Raw genomic sequence first — 16,335 nt, 5'->3', positions numbered from 1 at the left:
TGAAAAAGAGCCGTGGCCGGCCCTTTGCGTTCGTGGCGAGGCGATCCAGCTAATTTATGTAAACGTTAAATTAATCACGATCGTAAGCATTACATTAACCTTGTTTTGACGATTGCCGCTGCAAAGTCCGGCTTGGCTACGTGGTTTGCCAAGGGCGAGGGTTCGGACAGATGCCAGCATCCCGACTTATTATTCTGAGCGTGGCGGTGGCTGCGGCGGGCGGCGCTGGCTATGTCGCAAAAAATATGGTCGCTGCCCCACCGCCGCAGATCGTCGTCGATTCCGGCCCCCGGGCTCCTGCCGTGCCCCTGCAGGACGTTCTTGTGCTCTCGGGCGATGTCTTGATGGGTAATGCGCTTCAGAACAACATCTCCTGGCAATCCTGGCCGGCCGACGGCGTCAACGCGAATTTCATCACCAAGACCAATGCTCCCGACGCCCTGGAGAAATTGAAGGGGTCGATTGCCCGTGTGCCGATGTACGCGGGCGAGCCCGTGCGGCGCTCCAAACTGATCGGCGAGGGGCAAAGCTTCATGTCGTCCATCCTGCCTTCCGGGATGCGGGCGGTCGCCACAACCATATCGGCCGACACTTCGGCCGGCGGTTTCATCCTTCCAAACGATTTCGTCGACGTCATCATGACCCGCAGGGCGGATGCCAGTGGCGGCGGCACCGGCTTCAACACCGAAACCATCCTCAAGAACATCCGCGTCCTGGCAATCGACCAGACCATCCAGGAGGACGAGGAGGGCAAGAAGACCAGGGTTGGCCAGACCGCCACGCTGGAGCTCACGCCCAAACAGGCGGAGATCATCACCGTTGCCCAGCAGATGGCGGATCGCCTGACGCTGGCGCTGCGGGCGATCACGGACACCCAGGAAAAGAATGTGGACGAGGCCGACTATCTCGTTTCCGGCAATGGCCGCAAGGGAACGGTGAGACTGATCAAGTCGGGTGAAGTTTCCGAAGTAGGGGCAAGGAAATGAGGCTAAGCGATAAACTGCCGGCAATCGCAGCCGCGGCATTCGGCCTGCTGCTCGTCGGAACGAATGTGCAGGGCGTTGTCGAGGCGAAGAGCACGCATGTGACGGCCACGACCGCCAGCCAGCGGGTCAAGCTCGGCCTCAACAAATCAGTGGTCATAGACCTGCCCAGCGATGCCTACGACATTCTTGTCGCCAATCCGACCGTAGCCGATGCGGTGACCCGCACCGCAAGGCGTATCTACCTGTTCGGCAAGGCGGTCGGCGAGACCAACATTTTCGTCTTCGGTCCGAACGGCGAACAGATCGCCAGCCTGGATCTGGCCGTCGAACGCGACGTCGCGGGCCTGGAAGACTACATCAAGCGCTTCATTCCGACCTCGGACATCAAGGTGGAACTGCTGAACGACAACGTCGTCTTGACAGGAACGGTCGATACGCCGCTGGACGCCAAACGCGCGGTCGACCTTGCGACGATCTTCGTATCGGGCGGTGAGGCGACGACCGGACAATATTCGCAGACCGCGGCAGGCGGCTCGGCCCAAAGCGGTGTCGACATCAACAACCCCGACCAGCAACGCCGTACCAGCAAGATCGTCAATCTGCTGCAGATCATTGGTGACGACCAAGTCACGCTGAAGGTTACCGTCGCCGAGGTCAGCCGCTCGGTAATGAAACAGCTCGGTGTCAACATGATCGGCAACGGCGGCAGCAATGGTATCAGCTATGGTGCGATCAGCGACAATTTCACGGGATTGGGCAAGGCGCTGTCGAATTCGGGCCTCAGCATCGGCAACTCGTCACTGAAGGCCTATATCAACGCCATGGAAGAGTCCGGGGTCATGAAGACGCTGGCTGAGCCAACCTTGACCGCCGTATCCGGCGAGAAGGCGACCTTCAAAGTCGGTGGCGAGTACAACATGGTGAGCGGCGTCTCCCAGAACGTATCCACCGACAACCAGACTGGCCTGACAACCTATACCATCGAGAAGATCGAGTATGGCATCGGCCTGGAATTCCAGCCGGTCGTGCTGTCTCCCGGCCGCATCAGCCTGAAGGTCAGAACCTCGGTTTCGGAGCCGACGACCGAAGGATCCGTGTCGCTTTCCAATGGCGTGACGAGCCCTGGCACGAATATTGTGTCGTTACGCAAGCGCCTTGCCGATACGACGGTCGAACTGCCCTCCGGCGGTTCCATGATGATCGCCGGCCTGGTTCGCGATGATGTCAGGCAGTCCGTCAACGGCTTGCCGGGACTGACGAAGATTCCCGTGCTTGGAGCGCTCTTCCGCAGCAGGGACTTCGTGCGCAACGAAAGTGAGCTCGTCATCATCATCACGCCCTATCTGACGAAGCCGGTGGCGCGCAATGATCTCGCCAAGCCGGACGATAATTTCAATCCTCCGAGCGACGGCGCCGGCATGTTCCTTGGCAAGGTCAATCGCGTCTACGGCACCATGCAGACCGACAAGCCCAACGGCCGGTACCACGGCGTTGTCGGCTTCATCTACAAGTGAATGAGGAAGCGGACATGTCTCAGTCAGCGTTGAAGACAAGGACCATCGCTATGACGATGCGAGCGCTGCCGATCCTGGCGGTGGCGGTGACGGCTTTGCTGGCCGGCTGTGCCCAGCGTGACAGCATCACCGTCGGCGCCATCCCCGACGACTATCGCACCAACCACCCGATCGTCATTGCCGAGAAGAACCAGAAGATCGACCTAGCCGTCGGTGCTGGCGACCGCGGCATGACCGGTTCGCAGCGCGACACGCTGCTCGGTTTCCTCGACGGCTATGACAAGAGTGCCGCGCCGACATTGACGATCCAGATTCCCAGCGGATCTGCCAATCAGGTCGCGGCGACGGCGGCCGGCCGTGATTTCGCCAGGCTGGCGGTCGCCAGCGGCATTAAGCGCAACCGCATCGTCGTGGTCTCCTATCAGGCTGGATCGAGCGAGACATCAGCCCCGGTTCGCGTCTCCTTTATCGCGGTGAGAGCCCAGACCGACAAATGCGGACGCTGGCCCGACGATCTGGTCGATACGTCGGAAAACAAGCACTATGCCGACTTCGGCTGTTCCTATCAGAACAATCTTGCCGCCCAGGTCGCGAACCCGTCCGACCTGCTCGGACCGCGCAAGCAGACCACCATCGACGCGGAAAATCGTGGTGCGGTGATCGATGTCTACCGCAGCAGGGGTATTTCGGATGAATTCCTCGGCAATTCGGAAGTGACGTACTGAGCCGAGCCCTCGAGGAAGAGAAGCCACGGAAAGAGCATGACCATGAGCAACCTTGCCTATGACGCCACCGTGGACGGCGGTGATACCTCGCCGCAGGACATCGCCGCGATGCAGGCATTGCGTCCGGTTCCGCGCATCTCGATCCAGGCATTCTGCGAGACTGAAGGCGTTGCCAATCCGGTCGAGCGCGCCGGCGAGGACCGCCGCATGACCAAGGCGCATCTCAAGGTCCATATGGGCGGCGTTGCCACGGCCATCGAGTTCTATCAGTCGGCGCCGACGCCGAACCTGATCCTGCTGGAGTCACGCAGCGAACCCAAGCAATTGCTGGAGCAGCTCGCCCAGCTCTCGGAATACTGTGATCCATCCTCGAAAGTGGTGGTGATCGGCCACTATAACGATGTCGGCCTCTATCGCGAGCTCATCCGCTCCGGCATCTCCGAATATGTCATCGCGCCGGTGTCGATGGCCGACATCGTCAGTGTCGTGTCGTCGATCTTCGTCGATCCGGAGGCCGAACCGCTCGGCCGTTCGGTCGCCTTCGTTGGCGCCAAGGGCGGCGTCGGCTCTTCCACCATCGCCCACAATGTAGCCTGGGCAATGTCCACCCTGTTCAAGTCCGAGGTCGTTGTTGCCGACCTCGACCTCGCCTTCGGCACGGCCAACATCAATTTCGACCAGGATCCGGCACAGGGCATCGCTGAAGCGGTATTCTCGCCTGAACGCATCGACGAAGTCTATCTCGACCGGCTGCTGACCCAATGCGCCGAGCACCTGTCGTTGCTTGCGGCGCCCTCGACGCTGGAACGCGTCTACGACTTCGATCCCGATGCCTTTGCGCAACTTGTCGATACCGCGCAGCGCAGCGTTCCGCTTCTGGTGCTGGACGTTCCCCATATCTGGACGGGCTGGGCCAAGAACACGCTGGTCAAGGCCGACGAGATCGTCATCACGGCGACGCCGGAACTGGCCAATCTGCGCAACACCAAGAACCTGGTCGACATGCTGAAGCGGCTTCGCCCCAACGATCCGCCACCGAAGCTGATCATCAACCAGGCCGGCATTCCCAAACGGCCAGAAATTTCACCGAGCGATTTCGCCGAGCCGCTCGGCCTGACGCCGATGTCGGTCATCGGCTTCGATCCGTTGCTGTTCGGCAATGCCGCCAACAACGGTCGTATGCTCGGCGAGATGGATGCCAAGAATCCGGTCGTGGCCATGATCAATGATATTGCTCATGTGCTGACCGGGCGCAGCGAAATCCGGGCGAAAAAGAAGGCTGGCCTGGGCAGTCTGCTCGGCAAGCTCTCGCGAAACAAGAAGTGACGCAGTGGGGTCGGTAGTCGATCATGTTCGGTAAAAGAGGCAACGACGACGGCAACCGGTTCACGCCGGAATTCCGCCAGCCAGCACCGGCGCCGGTCGCCCCGCCGCCCGCGGGTTCGGCGGACACGGCGGTTCTGGCCGCCCGTCCCGCGGCGCCGCCGCAGCCAAGCGCCCCTGTCGCGCCGCCCGCGCGCCGCGCGGTCGAGGCGCCGCCCATCGCGCCGGAGGCGAAGCGAGGTCGCGAAAAGAGCGAAACCTACTACGACACCAAGAGCCAGGTTTTCTCCGCGCTCATCGACACGATCGACCTGTCGCAGCTCGCCAAGCTCGAACCCGAAAGCGCGCGCGAGGAAATCCGCGACATCGTCAACGACATCATCGCGATCAAGAACTTCGCGATGTCGATTGCCGAGCAGGAGGAACTGCTCGATGACATCTGCAACGATGTGCTTGGTTATGGGCCGCTCGAGCCATTGCTCGCCCGCGACGACATCGCCGACATCATGGTCAATGGGTCGAAGAACGTCTACATCGAAGTCAACGGCAAGGTCGAGCAGACCGGCATTCGCTTTCGCGACAACCAGCAGCTTCTCAACATCTGCCAGCGCATCGTCAGCCAGGTCGGCCGCCGTGTCGATGAATCCAGCCCGATCTGCGACGCACGCCTTCCCGACGGCTCCCGCGTCAACGTCATCGCCCCTCCGCTCTCCATCGATGGAGCAGCACTTACCATCCGAAAATTCAAGAAGGACAAGCTGACGCTCGATCAGCTGGTCAAGTTCGGCGCCATATCCCCGCAGGGAGCCGAGGTCCTCAAGATCATCAGCCGCGTTCGCTGCAACATCGTCATCTCGGGCGGTACCGGCTCGGGCAAGACGACACTGCTCAACTGCCTGACCAACTATATCGACCGCGAGGAGCGCGTCATCACCTGCGAGGACTCGGCCGAACTGCAACTGCAGCAGCCGCATGTCGTGCGCCTGGAAACCCGCCCGCCCAACCTCGAAGGCGAAGGCGAAGTGACGATGCGCGACCTGGTCAAGAACTGCCTGCGCATGCGGCCCGAGCGCATCATCGTCGGCGAAGTGCGCGGACCCGAAGTGTTCGATCTTCTGCAGGCGATGAACACCGGCCATGACGGCTCGATGGGAACGATCCACTCGAACAGTCCGCGCGAATGCCTGAACCGCATCGAATCCATGATCGCCATGGGCGGTTATTCGCTGCCGCAGAAAACCGTTCGTGAAATCGTCGTCGGCTCCATCGACGTGATCATCCAGGCGGCGCGTCTGCGCGACGGATCGCGCCGCATTACCCACATCACCGAGGTCATCGGGATGGAAGGCGACGTCGTCATCACCCAGGATCTCGTCCTCTACAACATCAAGGGCGAGGACGCCAACGGCAGGCTGCTGGGCGAACACGTTTCGACCGGCATCGGCCGCCCGCATTTCTGGGACCGGGCTCGCTACTACGGCGAGGAACAGCGCCTCGCCACCGCGCTCGAGGCGATGGAGAAACGTGCTGACTGAGGTATCCGCTGGCGTGAAGGTTCTGGTCGATGTTTGGAATTGACGGCACCGTATTGGCGTTTGTCGTGCTCGCCGGCTTCAGCGCCGGCGCGGTCGCCTATGCATTCCTGTTCACCCAGATCAGCAATGAGAAACAGGCAGGCAAGCGGCTTGAAACGATCAAGGCCGCGGAGACGGACCGTTCCATCGTCAAGGCCACGCGCGACCGTGCGGCGGACGCGGCCAAGCGCCGTAAATCGGTGCAGGATTCGCTGAAGGACCTCGACGAGAAGCAGAAAACCAAGGACAACGCCGTCAAGAAGCCGCCACTGAAAGCCCAGCTTCGCCAGGCCGGCATGAAGGTTTCGATCGAACGTTTCTACATCTATTCCGCCATATGCGGCATAGCGCTGGCGGTGGTCGCCTTCGTGGCCGGGGCGCCGCTGATTGTTGTACCAGGCGTGCTTTTGGCCGGCGCGCTCGGCCTGCCGCGCTGGTTCGTCTCGTTTCGCCGCACGCGCCGGGTCAAGGCATTCCTCAACGAATTTCCAAACGCCCTCGACATCATCGTGCGCGCGGTCAAGTCCGGCCTGCCGCTGAACGATGCCATACGCCTGATCGCCAACGAATCCCCCGAGCCGGTGAAGACCGAGTTTCGCCGCATCGTCGATTCGCAGCAGATGGGCCTGTCCATCCCCGATGCGACCTTGCGCATGCCCGAAACCATGCCGTGCACCGAGGCGAGTTTCTTCGGCATCGTCATCCAGATCCAGTCGCAGGCCGGCGGCAATCTGTCCGAGGCGCTGGGCAACCTCTCGCGCGTGCTTCGTGATCGCAAGAAGATGAAAGCCAAGGTCCAGGCGCTGTCCATGGAGGCGAAGGCGTCGGCTGCCATCATCGGCGCGCTGCCCTTCATCGTCGCCTTCCTAGTCTACCTTTCGAGCCCGCTCTACCTGATGCCATTGTTCAACACCAGCGTCGGCAATCTTATCCTGGGTTGTGCCGCCGTCTGGATGTCGATCGGCATTCTGGTGATGCGCAAGATGATGAACTTCGAAGTCTAGGACCACGGCATGACCGAACAAGTCATCAAATCGCTGACTGATCCGACGCTGCTGATCGCACTGCTGGTCGGCATTGCCGTGTTCGCGACCGTCTTTACGCTGTTGCCGGCGTTTGGTGGCAGCCAGCTCAAGGCGCGCATGAAATCGGTCGCGCTGGAGCGCGACGAGCTTCGCGCCAAGCAGCGCGCGCGGCTTGCGACCGAGGCCGATCGCCGCCGCAAGGGTCTGCGCGAGCAACAGTCGGTCGGCATGCGCAACATCGTCGACCGCCTCGACCTGCGGCGCGCCCTGGCCGACGAGAGCACCTTGCAGAAGCTCAAGGTCGCCGGCTTCAGGGGCCAGAACCCGCTGACGCGGTTTCTCTTCTTCCGTCTGGTGCTGCCTTTTGTCGGCTTCGCACTGGCTCTGGTCTACATATTCGTGCTCGGCGGGTTGCCGGACAAACCATTGGTCATCCGGCTGTTCGTCTGCATCCTCGTTGCCTATGGCGGCTTCTACGCACCGGTCATCTATGTCAACAACCGTGCCACCAAGCGCAAGCAGTCGATCCAGATGGCCTGGCCGGATGCGCTCGACCTGATGCTGATCTGCGTGGAGTCGGGCATGTCGGTGGAGGCAGCACTGCGCAAGGTCGCCGACGAGATCGGCGCGCAGTCGGTAGCGCTGGCGGAAGAATTCATCCTGACCAACGCCGAGCTCTCCTATCTGCAGGAACGCAAGCAGGCTTATGAGAATCTTGCAAGCCGTACCGGTCTGGAATCGGTCAAATCGGTGTCGCAGGCGCTCGTCCAGGCCGAGCGCTACGGCACGCCCGTGGCGCACGCGCTGCGCGTGCTCGCCGCCGAAAGCCGCGACATGCGCATGAACGCCGCCGAAAAGAAGGCCGCCGCCCTGCCGCCCAAGCTCACCGTTCCGATGATCCTGTTCTTCCTGCCGGTGCTTTTCGCCATCATCCTGGGCCCTGCCGGCATCCAGGTCAGCCAGCGCGGCATCTTCGGCGATCATTCCGGAGCGGCTGCGCCGTCCAGCCAGTAAGAGACACGGCAATCCCTGCACAAATGCGAAAGCCGCGCTGCATGCAGCGCGGCTTTCTTCTGTTGGCGAAATCGCTGTGTTAGTTGGTTGCCGGCTTCGACTTGTCCTGATCCTTAAGCTGGCTCCAGGCATTCTGCTGGGCCAGCATCTGCCTGAGATAGGCGACATTGGCCTGTGCCTGTTCGGGCGACAGTTCCTGCGAGGCGATCTTCTCGGCCTCGTCGAAGCGTCCCTGCAGGCCGACTACCAATGCCAGGTTCTGGCGCACACGGCTGTCGGCGCCGGGCTGCTGGGCGGCCGAACGCATATAGGTCTCGGCGGTGCGCAGATCCCCCTCCAGCACATAGGACATGCCGAGATTGGAGAGCACCGAGGGCTCGTTCGGCTTGAGTTCGAGGGCCTTGCGGTAGAGCTGGCGCGCTTGGTCCTTCTGGCCGATCTGATCAAGGATGGCCGCTTCCGCCGACACCAGCTTCCAGTCGGGATATTCCGGCGTCTGTGCGCGGCGTACGGCGTCGAGGGCTGCCTCGAACTGGCCATTGGCGGCCAGCGCCTTGCCATAGGCGGCGAGCACGTCGCGGTCCTTGGGGTAGGCGATCGCCAGCTTGCGCATCACGGCAAGCGACTGGTCGGCATCGCCGTCCATTTGCAGCGCGGCCGCGAAGTTGGTCGCTATGCGCTTGTCGTTGGGGTTCTTGGAATAGGACTGGCCAAGAGCGGCCGTGGCATTGTGCAGTTCTCCCGCCGACATGGTCTCCAGAGGCTTGCCGCCGGTGCGGCCGATCGAGCCGGTGGTCATTCTGCTGGTTCCGCAACCGGCGACGCCCGCCGCCAGTGCCAGCATGAGGGCCATGGTGACGAGCCGTTTTCCCCTGGAATTCAGTGTCCGGTTGGTCGGCATTACACTCTAAGCCTCCATTCATGCGCGCGGCCATTGCGTGGCCATCTTCCCTCCCGCAGAAATATTCTGTTAACCCTAACGGACGGTTAAGAAACGCCGACTCGGCTTGGGGTCGGCAGGAGAACATCGAATGCCTGTCGAACTCGTCGAGAAGAAATTGCAAGGCGCGTTGCCGGTGCATCTGGTGGCCCGGGACGGTCTGGAGGCCGCGGGCCTTGCACCATCTGTTGTCAGCTGGGCCAGGGCCAACGGGTTTTCCGGCGAGGCAGGCAGGACGCTGGCCGTGCCCGGCGAAAACGGTGCGCTTGCCGGCGCGCTGTTCGGCATTGGCGACGGCGAGGGCGCGCTTGCTCTCGGCGCATTGTCGAAAACCCTGCCGGAAGGCGACTGGCATTTCGCCTCGATGCCTGCCGAGCCGGAACTCGCGGCACTCGCGTTGGCGCTCGGCGGCTATGTCTTTACCCGTTACGGCAAGAAGTCAGGCAAGGTGCTGCGCTTCGACCTGCCGACCGGTGTCGACGCGGCGCGCGTACGCCGCATCGCCGATAGCGTCTTTCTGACCCGCGACCTGGTCAACACGCCGACCAGCGACATGGGGCCGGATGATCTGGAGAAGGCGGTGCGGACTTTGGCCGCGGCTCACAAGGCGGAAATCTCCGTCATCAAGGGCGACGATCTGCTCACGCAGAATTTCCCGATGATCCATGCCGTCGGCCGTGCCTCATCAGGCGCGCCGCGGTTGATCGACATGATTTGGGGACAACCGGGCGCGCCGAAGGTGACACTGGTCGGCAAGGGCGTCTGCTTCGACACCGGCGGTCTCGACATCAAGCCGTCGTCCAGCATGCTGCTGATGAAGAAGGATATGGGCGGCGCGGCCAACGTGCTTGGCCTCGCCTCGATGATCATGGCCGCCGGGCTGAACGTGCGGCTGCGCGTGCTGATCCCTGCGGTCGAGAACTCGATTGCCGGCAATGCCTTCAGGCCGGGTGACGTGCTGGTGAGCCGCAAGGGCATCACTGTCGAGATCGGCAACACGGACGCCGAAGGGCGGCTCGTGCTCGGCGACGCGCTTGCGCTGGCCGACGACGAGGAGCCGCAGCTCCTGGTCGACATGGCGACGCTGACCGGAGCCGCCCGTGTCGCGCTCGGCCCTGATCTGCCGCCTTTCTACACCGGTGACGACGCACTGGCCTCGGAGCTGGCGGCGGCATCGCTGGCGGTCGAGGATCCGCTGTGGCGCATGCCGCTGTGGCGGCCTTATGAGGCGAAACTGTCGTCGAAGATCGCCGACATCAACAATGTCACCACGGACGGTTTCGCCGGTTCGATCACGGCGGCGCTGTTCCTCAGGCGCTTTGTCGAGAAGACGGCGAGCTGGGCGCATTTCGACATTTTCGCCTGGAATCCCGCTGATCGCCCATACGGTCCTTCCGGTGGCGAGGCGCAAGGCATTCGGGCGTTGGAGCGGATCATCTCGACACGCTTCGGCTGATTTGGGGCCGCAAGCAGAGCCGGCAAATCGCTGAAACTGAAACGGAACCGAAACAATTTGCCGTCATGCTGGCGTGATGTCGATTGCGATGCGCCCAAGCCAGGCCTTGCGACTGTGGCAGCAAGTGATGCTGTCGCAGGTGCGCGACGACGCGCCCGACCTGACCATGCGCCAGACGGCCATCCTGTTCACCATCTATCTCGATCCGCCGCCGCACACGGTGCGCGGGCTCGCCGCCCGCCTCAACGTCACCAAGCCGGTCATCACCCGCGCGCTCGACACGATGGGCGCGCTGAAGCTGGTGTCGCGCCATCGCGACGAACTCGACAAGCGCAACGTGCTGATCAAGCGCACGGTCGAGGGCGCGCTCTTTGTCGAGCGCTTCGGCGATGGTATCATCGCCAGGGCGCACGAACTGCCCATCTGACCAATTAGCCATTAGACCGAGTTAGTGATTTGACCGCCAGGGATGCCCGCCTTCACGCCTTTCGTTCCGATCTTGCCGATGCAAGATTGAAAGGTGAGGTTACCGCCGACCGTTTTGTCAGCGGCCGTCCGGCGCGGATCACCGCGTCGGTCGCCGATGTCCGCAAGGCGCCGCGGCCTGATGCCGGTGTCAACACGCAGCTCCTGTTCGGCGACGATGTCCTGGTCTTCGAGGTCGCCGAAGGCTGGGCCTGGATCCAGGCCGAACGCGACGGCTATGTCGGCTATGTCGCCGACACCATGCTGGGCGGACGAAACCCTGCGCCCACCCATATTGTTTCGGTGCCGCGCACCTTCCTTTATCCCGGTCCGGATCTGCGCTTTCCAGTCGCGGGACAGCTGTCGATGGGATCGACGGTGACGGTGACGGGCGCCGCCGAGACGCGCGGCACGCACTATGCCGTCCTGCCTTCCGGCCAGGCTCTCATCGCTGGTCACCTCAGGCCAATCGGCGAAGTTGCCGCTGACTATGTCGCGGTTGCCGAGACATTTCTTGGAACACCGTATCTGTGGGGTGGCGCTTCCGGCTTCGGCATCGATTGCTCGGGTCTGGTGCAACTGGCGATGCGCATGGCCGGCAGGGACGTGCTGCGCGATTCCGACATGCAGGCGGCAAGCATCGGCGAGCCCCTTGAGCCTGGCCCGGACCATGCCGGATTGCGCCGGGGCGACCTCGTCTTCTGGAAGGGCCATGTCGCCGTCATGACCGACGCCGAGACCATGATCCACGCCAACGGCCACACCATGCTGGTCTCGCGCGAAGGGCTGAAGGACGCCATTGCCCGCATAGGCTATCTCTACGGCGGGCCGACGGGGTTTCGAAGGCCGTAAGCCTCTGTCCAGCCGATAGATGGGTAACAGTTTGAACCGGATACATAGGTAACAGTTTTCCCCTTATGGAGGGTTCGCCGTAGCGGCAGGCGGATGAGGGGCAGCGCGAGCCTGCGAGTGATCGCGCCAACACCCAATTTGTGATCGCTGGCGCTGCCCTCACCTGCCTGCCGGCATCCTCTCCCCGTAAACGGGGCGAGGAACGCCAACGATCCCCTTTTGTTCCGATTTTCCTTGGCGATTGCCCACGGCCGCGCTACCTCTGGCTCGTGACAGTTGAGCCGCGCCTTGCCGAGCAGAATGCCGCCATTGCATTGCCCGAGCCATTCGTCAGATGGTTCGGCGAGAAAGGCTGGTCGCCGCGCGCCCATCAGATCGAATTGTTGGCGAAGGCCCAAAGCGGCCAATCGGTGCTGCTGATCGCACCGACCGGAGCCGGCAAGACGCTGGCCGGCTTCCTGCCTTCGTTGACCGAACTGGCAGTCCGGCCAAGGCGAAAACCAGGCCAGCGACAGCGCGGCATCCACACGCTCTACATCTCGCCCCTCAAGGCGCTGGCGGTCGACATCGAGCGCAATCTCGCCAAGCCGGTGGAAGAGATCGGTCTGCCTGTGACTATCGAGACGCGCACCGGCGACACGCCCTCACACAAGCGCCAGCGGCAGAAGCTGGTGCCGCCCGACATCCTGCTCACCACACCCGAGCAACTTGCCCTGCTGATAGCGGCTGGCGATGCCAGGCGCTTCTTCGAAGACCTGCGCTATGTCGTGCTCGACGAATTGCATTCGCTGGTGACGTCGAAACGCGGCCATCTGCTGGCACTCGGCCTGGCGCGGTTGCGCAGCTTTGTGCCCGGCCTGCAGACAATCGGCCTGTCGGCGACGGTGGCCGAACCGGACGAGTTGCGGCGCTGGCTGGTCAGCCAGAATCCGCCGGGTGATATGTCCGAGCTGATCGTCGTCACGGGAGGCGCGAAACCCGAAATCTCCATCCTCGATTCCGAAGAGCGTGTGCCGTGGGCGGGCCATTCGGCGCGCTACGCCACGCCGGAGATCTATCGCGAGATCAAGCGCCACAAGACGACGTTGCTGTTCGTCAACACCCGCAGCCAGGCGGAGCTGTTGTTCCAGGAATTGTGGCGGGTCAACGAGGACACCCTGCCGATCGCGCTGCATCATGGCTCGCTGGATGTCGGTCAGCGCCGCCGGGTCGAGAAGGCGATGGGTGAGAATGCGCTGCGTGCCATCGTCGCGACATCGACGCTCGATCTCGGCATCGACTGGGGCGATGTCGACCTCGTGGTGCATGTAGGCGCGCCGAAGGGCGCCAGCCGGCTGGCGCAGCGCATCGGCCGCGCCAATCACCGCATGGACGAGCCGTCCAAGGCGATCCTCATCCCGGCCAACCGCTTCGAAGTGCTGGAATGCCGGGCAGCGCTCGACGCTAACTATCTCGGGGCGCAGGATACGCCGCCGCTGGTCAATGGCGGCCTCGATGTGCTGGCGCAACATGTGCTCGGCTGTGCCTGCGGAGCACCGTTCCGCGCCGATGATCTGTTCGAGGAAGTGCGAACGGCGGCACCCTACGCAAGTCTCGACCGGCCGACCTTCGACCGCGTCATCGACTTCGTCGCCACCGGCGGCTACGCGCTGAAGAACTACGAGCGCTATGCCCGTATCCGCCTGAACAAGGATGGGTTCTGGCGCGTCTCCAACCCGCGCGTTGCCCAGCAATACAGGCTGAATGTCGGCACCATCATCGAAGTGCCGGCGCTCAACGTCCGTTACGTCAAAGCCGGCAGCAAGGGCTCGGCTTCGCGTGGCGGCGCGGTCCTAGGCAAGATCGAGGAGGCTTTTCTCGAAACGCTGACGCATGGCGACACCTTCATGTTCGCCGGCAAGGTGCTGCGCTTCGAAGGTATTCGCGAGAATGAATGCTTCGTGTCGAATGCCCCCGGCAGCGATGCCAAGGTGCCTTACTATGGCGGCGGCAAGTTCCCGCTTTCGACCTACCTTGCCGAGCAGGTCCGCATCATGCTGGACGACCCACAGCGCTGGAAGAAGCTGCCGGAGCAAGTGGCCGACTGGCTGCGATTCCAGGCCGACAAATCGGTATTGCCCAAGCGCGATGATCTGCTGATCGAGACCTTTCCACGCGGCAACCGCTATTATCTGGTCGCCTATCCCTTCGAAGGCAGGCTGGCGCACCAGACGCTGGGCATGCTGCTCACCCGCCGTCTCGACAGGGCGGGCGCCAGGCCCTCGGCTTTGTCGCCACCGACTATGCCTTGGCCATATGGTCGCTGGGCGATATGGGCGCCATGTTCAAAGCCCGGAAGCCGTCGCTCGGCGCGCTGTTCGACGAGGACATGCTGGGCGACGACCTCGAAGCCTGGCTGGCCGACAGCTGGCTTCTCAAGCGCACCTTCCGCAATTGTGCGCTGATTTCGGGACTGATCGAGAAACGCCATCCGGGCCAGGAGAAAAGCGGCCGCCAGGTCACCGTGTCGACCGACCTTATCTACGACGTGCTGCGCAGCCATGAGCCGGACCACATTCTGCTGCAGGCGACGCGTGCCGATGCGGCAGCCGGTTTGCTCGATGTCAGCAGACTTGCCGACATGCTATCGCGCATCCAGGGTCGAATCATGCATAAGAATCTCGAACAGATCTCGCCGCTTGCCGTGCCGATCATGCTCGAAATCGGCAAGATGCCGGTGAACGGTGAAGCCGATGAAACACTGCTGATGGACGCCGCAACACTGGTCGAGGAGGCCATGGGGCCGGGAATGGTAGAGGAATGAATTTTTCGCTGGCGCGCACATCGCTGATTGGTGAGGCCGATCTTGTCGGCATCGCCGGCGAACGTGCGGTCTGCGATCCGCGCGGCGTGCTCTATTTTCCGGAGCTCCGGCTTCTGGCGGTGTCCGACCTGCATCTGGAAAAAGGCTCGTCGCTGGCAAGGCGCGGCATGCTGATCCCGCCCTACGACACCGGCGCGACCTTGCTGCGGCTGCAGGCGGTGATCGCGGACTATCAGCCATCGATCGTCATCAGCCTGGGCGACAGCTTTCACGATGGTGGCGGCGCCGAGCGCATGCATGCGAGTTTTCGCGAGCGGCTGGAAGCGCTGATGGCAGGCCGCGACTGGTTCTGGGTCGCCGGCAATCACGATCCGGAGGCGCCGGCCGATCTGCCAGGTGAGACCGTGCGGGAACTCGCTATCGGTTCGCTGCTGTTCCGGCATGAGCCGTCGAAAGTGCGCATCGAGGGCGAGATCGCAGGCCACCTGCATCCCTGTGCTCGCATCGTCCAGCGCGGCCGTTCGGTGCGGCGGCGCTGCTTCGCCGGCGATGGCGGCCGCATGATAATGCCGGCCTTCGGCGCCTATACCGGTTCGCTCAACGTCCTCGACCGCGCCTATGCCGGGTTGTTTCGCCTGGAATCGCTGATGGCCTACATGCTTGGCGCAGACCGCATCTTCGCCATCTCCCGCTCGATGCTGCGGCCCGGCTGAGCAGCCTTATCTGCCGTAATACAGGGTAACCGTGTGCTTCGCCTCGGCGAAGAACAGCCAGCGCTCGACCAGCATGCCGGCCAACTGGACGATCGCGGCGAGCACTGACGGCACCGCCGCAAAGGGCCAGGGCAAGGCAAAGGTGGCGGCGAGAAGCAGGACGGGCAGGGAGAAGGCCAGAGCCTGCGTGATCTGGCGCAGGCGCGCGCTGTGCTTGCGCGCGATGCGAAAGCCCATTTCCTTGAGCAGATAATTCTCCTCGGTGTGCGGCCATTCCAGCGACCGCACCGTGCCGCCGGCCAGCCCCGTCGCGGTGTTGGCGGTGGTCGGGATCTCAAGCCGGTCATTGTGCCGCCAGGTCGCGAGTTTCCAGCCCCAGCCTAGCACCGTCAGCAGCACGCACGCCGCCAGAAGCATTTTCGAGCCGATCGCAAAACCTTGGCATAGTGCGTTCAGAAGCACACTGCCGGTCATCGCCGAGAAGATGAGGTACGCCGGCAGCGTGAAGCGGCTGTGCCACTGGCCGATGGGCTTGAGCGACGCATAGATCATGCCGGTGGTGCAGACGGTGACGATCGCACCAACAGCCGCGAGCAACCCGGCCGCGCACACCCATCCGCCGGTTTTACCCAGCAGCACCCAGCCGATGCCGAACAGTCCCGCCGGGATGAAGGTAGCGACCGAAGCAACGCCTTCACGCGACAGCCACGAACTGCGCCATTGCGAGAACGCCCGCCAGGCGCGTTCGGGTCTGCCGAGATGACCGGTCGAAGACAACAATCCGGCCGCGATCAGGCCGAGCGCCAGCCCCAGGCCGATCAAGCCCAGCCAGAAATCGGGCGGAATGATCTGGAACCCACCGAGCACGCCAAGCAGCGCGAGGAGCCCATAACCGGCACCGGTGGCAGTGGTGAAAAAGACGACGGAGTAGGCCGGATGCATGGG

Annotated in this window: 13 protein-coding genes and 1 pseudogene; 12 read left to right on the top strand and 2 right to left on the bottom strand. The window is 62.9% G+C overall.

Annotated elements, in window-relative coordinates; all coding sequences use genetic code 11:
• The first annotated feature begins 170 nt into the window (after window positions 1–170).
• The 7 genes from cpaB to AC56QX_RS01380 are packed head-to-tail and all read left to right on the top strand — an operon-like array spanning window position 171 to window position 8,161.
• On the top strand, window positions 171–986 hold the full coding sequence (gene cpaB / locus AC56QX_RS01410; protein ID WP_497113382.1) for a Flp pilus assembly protein CpaB: 816 nt from the start codon (window positions 171–173) through the stop codon (window positions 984–986).
• A complete protein-coding gene (locus tag AC56QX_RS01405) occupies window positions 983–2,500 on the top strand; it encodes a type II and III secretion system protein family protein (RefSeq protein ID WP_497113381.1) in 1,518 nt (505 codons plus the stop codon). Before cpaB ends, AC56QX_RS01405 begins: the two co-directional genes overlap by 4 nt.
• A 14-nt stretch (window positions 2,501–2,514) precedes the next feature.
• Window positions 2,515–3,225, top strand: coding sequence for a CpaD family pilus assembly protein (locus tag AC56QX_RS01400; RefSeq protein ID WP_497113380.1), 711 nt, complete (start codon window positions 2,515–2,517; stop codon window positions 3,223–3,225).
• A 36-nt stretch (window positions 3,226–3,261) separates the two neighbouring features.
• Window positions 3,262–4,551 (top strand): CpaE/TadZ family protein, encoded by a 1,290-nt coding sequence (locus AC56QX_RS01395; RefSeq protein ID WP_497113379.1) that lies wholly within the window; start codon window positions 3,262–3,264, stop codon window positions 4,549–4,551.
• A 23-nt stretch (window positions 4,552–4,574) separates the two neighbouring features.
• Window positions 4,575–6,083, top strand: a complete 1,509-nt coding sequence (locus tag AC56QX_RS01390) for a TadA family conjugal transfer-associated ATPase (RefSeq protein ID WP_497113378.1) — start codon at window positions 4,575–4,577, stop codon at window positions 6,081–6,083.
• 29 nt (window positions 6,084–6,112) lie between these two features.
• Complete coding sequence (locus tag AC56QX_RS01385; protein ID WP_497113377.1) at window positions 6,113–7,126, top strand: type II secretion system F family protein; 1,014 nt, start codon at window positions 6,113–6,115, stop codon at window positions 7,124–7,126.
• Between the two features lie 9 nt (window positions 7,127–7,135).
• Window positions 7,136–8,161, top strand: a complete 1,026-nt coding sequence (locus tag AC56QX_RS01380; RefSeq protein WP_497113376.1) for a type II secretion system F family protein — start codon at window positions 7,136–7,138, stop codon at window positions 8,159–8,161.
• A 79-nt stretch (window positions 8,162–8,240) separates the two neighbouring features.
• Here AC56QX_RS01380 and AC56QX_RS01375 read toward each other — a convergent pair whose 3' ends face one another.
• Window positions 8,241–9,062, bottom strand: a complete 822-nt coding sequence (locus AC56QX_RS01375; RefSeq protein ID WP_497113375.1) for a tetratricopeptide repeat protein — start codon at window positions 9,060–9,062, stop codon at window positions 8,241–8,243.
• A gap of 130 nt (window positions 9,063–9,192) precedes the next feature.
• Between AC56QX_RS01375 and AC56QX_RS01370 the strand changes: the two genes are divergently transcribed.
• The 5 genes and pseudogenes from AC56QX_RS01370 to pdeM all read left to right on the top strand — a co-directional run bounded on the left by AC56QX_RS01370 (window position 9,193) and on the right by pdeM (window position 15,390).
• Window positions 9,193–10,557 carry a leucyl aminopeptidase family protein gene (locus tag AC56QX_RS01370; protein WP_497113374.1) on the top strand — a complete coding sequence of 455 codons (1,365 nt, stop codon included), beginning with the start codon at window positions 9,193–9,195 and terminating at the stop codon, window positions 10,555–10,557.
• A gap of 76 nt (window positions 10,558–10,633) precedes the next feature.
• Complete coding sequence (locus tag AC56QX_RS01365; protein ID WP_010913361.1) at window positions 10,634–10,984, top strand: MarR family winged helix-turn-helix transcriptional regulator; 351 nt, start codon at window positions 10,634–10,636, stop codon at window positions 10,982–10,984.
• 29 nt (window positions 10,985–11,013) lie between these two features.
• Window positions 11,014–11,874 (top strand): C40 family peptidase, encoded by an 861-nt coding sequence (locus AC56QX_RS01360; RefSeq protein ID WP_497113373.1) that lies wholly within the window; start codon window positions 11,014–11,016, stop codon window positions 11,872–11,874.
• Window positions 11,875–12,143: 269 nt separating this feature from the next.
• Window positions 12,144–14,677 (top strand): annotated as a pseudogene (locus AC56QX_RS01355) (ligase-associated DNA damage response DEXH box helicase).
• A complete protein-coding gene (pdeM, locus tag AC56QX_RS01350; RefSeq protein WP_497113372.1) occupies window positions 14,674–15,390 on the top strand; it encodes a ligase-associated DNA damage response endonuclease PdeM in 717 nt (238 codons plus the stop codon). The pseudogene AC56QX_RS01355 and the gene pdeM overlap by 4 nt, the downstream one beginning before the upstream one ends.
• A gap of 6 nt (window positions 15,391–15,396) precedes the next feature.
• Here pdeM and AC56QX_RS01345 read toward each other — a convergent pair whose 3' ends face one another.
• Window positions 15,397–16,332, bottom strand: coding sequence for a dimethyl sulfoxide reductase anchor subunit family protein (locus AC56QX_RS01345; RefSeq protein WP_497113371.1), 936 nt, complete (start codon window positions 16,330–16,332; stop codon window positions 15,397–15,399).
• Between the last annotated feature and the right edge of the window lie 3 nt (window positions 16,333–16,335).

This window comes from Mesorhizobium sp. RCAM 06353 (assembly GCF_059683585.1).
This window is presented reverse-complemented; position numbering and strand designations above follow the sequence as displayed.

Coding starts and splice junctions, on each gene's coding strand:
- cpaB (WP_497113382.1), top strand. CDS start 171: ATGCCAGCATCCCGACTTATTATTCTGAGCGTGGCGGTGGCTGCGGCG.
- AC56QX_RS01405 (WP_497113381.1), top strand. CDS start 983: ATGAGGCTAAGCGATAAACTGCCGGCAATCGCAGCCGCGGCATTCGGC.
- AC56QX_RS01400 (WP_497113380.1), top strand. CDS start 2,515: ATGTCTCAGTCAGCGTTGAAGACAAGGACCATCGCTATGACGATGCGA.
- AC56QX_RS01395 (WP_497113379.1), top strand. CDS start 3,262: ATGACCATGAGCAACCTTGCCTATGACGCCACCGTGGACGGCGGTGAT.
- AC56QX_RS01390 (WP_497113378.1), top strand. CDS start 4,575: ATGTTCGGTAAAAGAGGCAACGACGACGGCAACCGGTTCACGCCGGAA.
- AC56QX_RS01385 (WP_497113377.1), top strand. CDS start 6,113: ATGTTTGGAATTGACGGCACCGTATTGGCGTTTGTCGTGCTCGCCGGC.
- AC56QX_RS01380 (WP_497113376.1), top strand. CDS start 7,136: ATGACCGAACAAGTCATCAAATCGCTGACTGATCCGACGCTGCTGATC.
- AC56QX_RS01375 (WP_497113375.1), bottom strand. CDS start 9,062: ATGCCGACCAACCGGACACTGAATTCCAGGGGAAAACGGCTCGTCACC.
- AC56QX_RS01370 (WP_497113374.1), top strand. CDS start 9,193: ATGCCTGTCGAACTCGTCGAGAAGAAATTGCAAGGCGCGTTGCCGGTG.
- AC56QX_RS01365 (WP_010913361.1), top strand. CDS start 10,634: ATGTCGATTGCGATGCGCCCAAGCCAGGCCTTGCGACTGTGGCAGCAA.
- pdeM (WP_497113372.1), top strand. CDS start 14,674: ATGAATTTTTCGCTGGCGCGCACATCGCTGATTGGTGAGGCCGATCTT.
- AC56QX_RS01345 (WP_497113371.1), bottom strand. CDS start 16,332: ATGCATCCGGCCTACTCCGTCGTCTTTTTCACCACTGCCACCGGTGCC.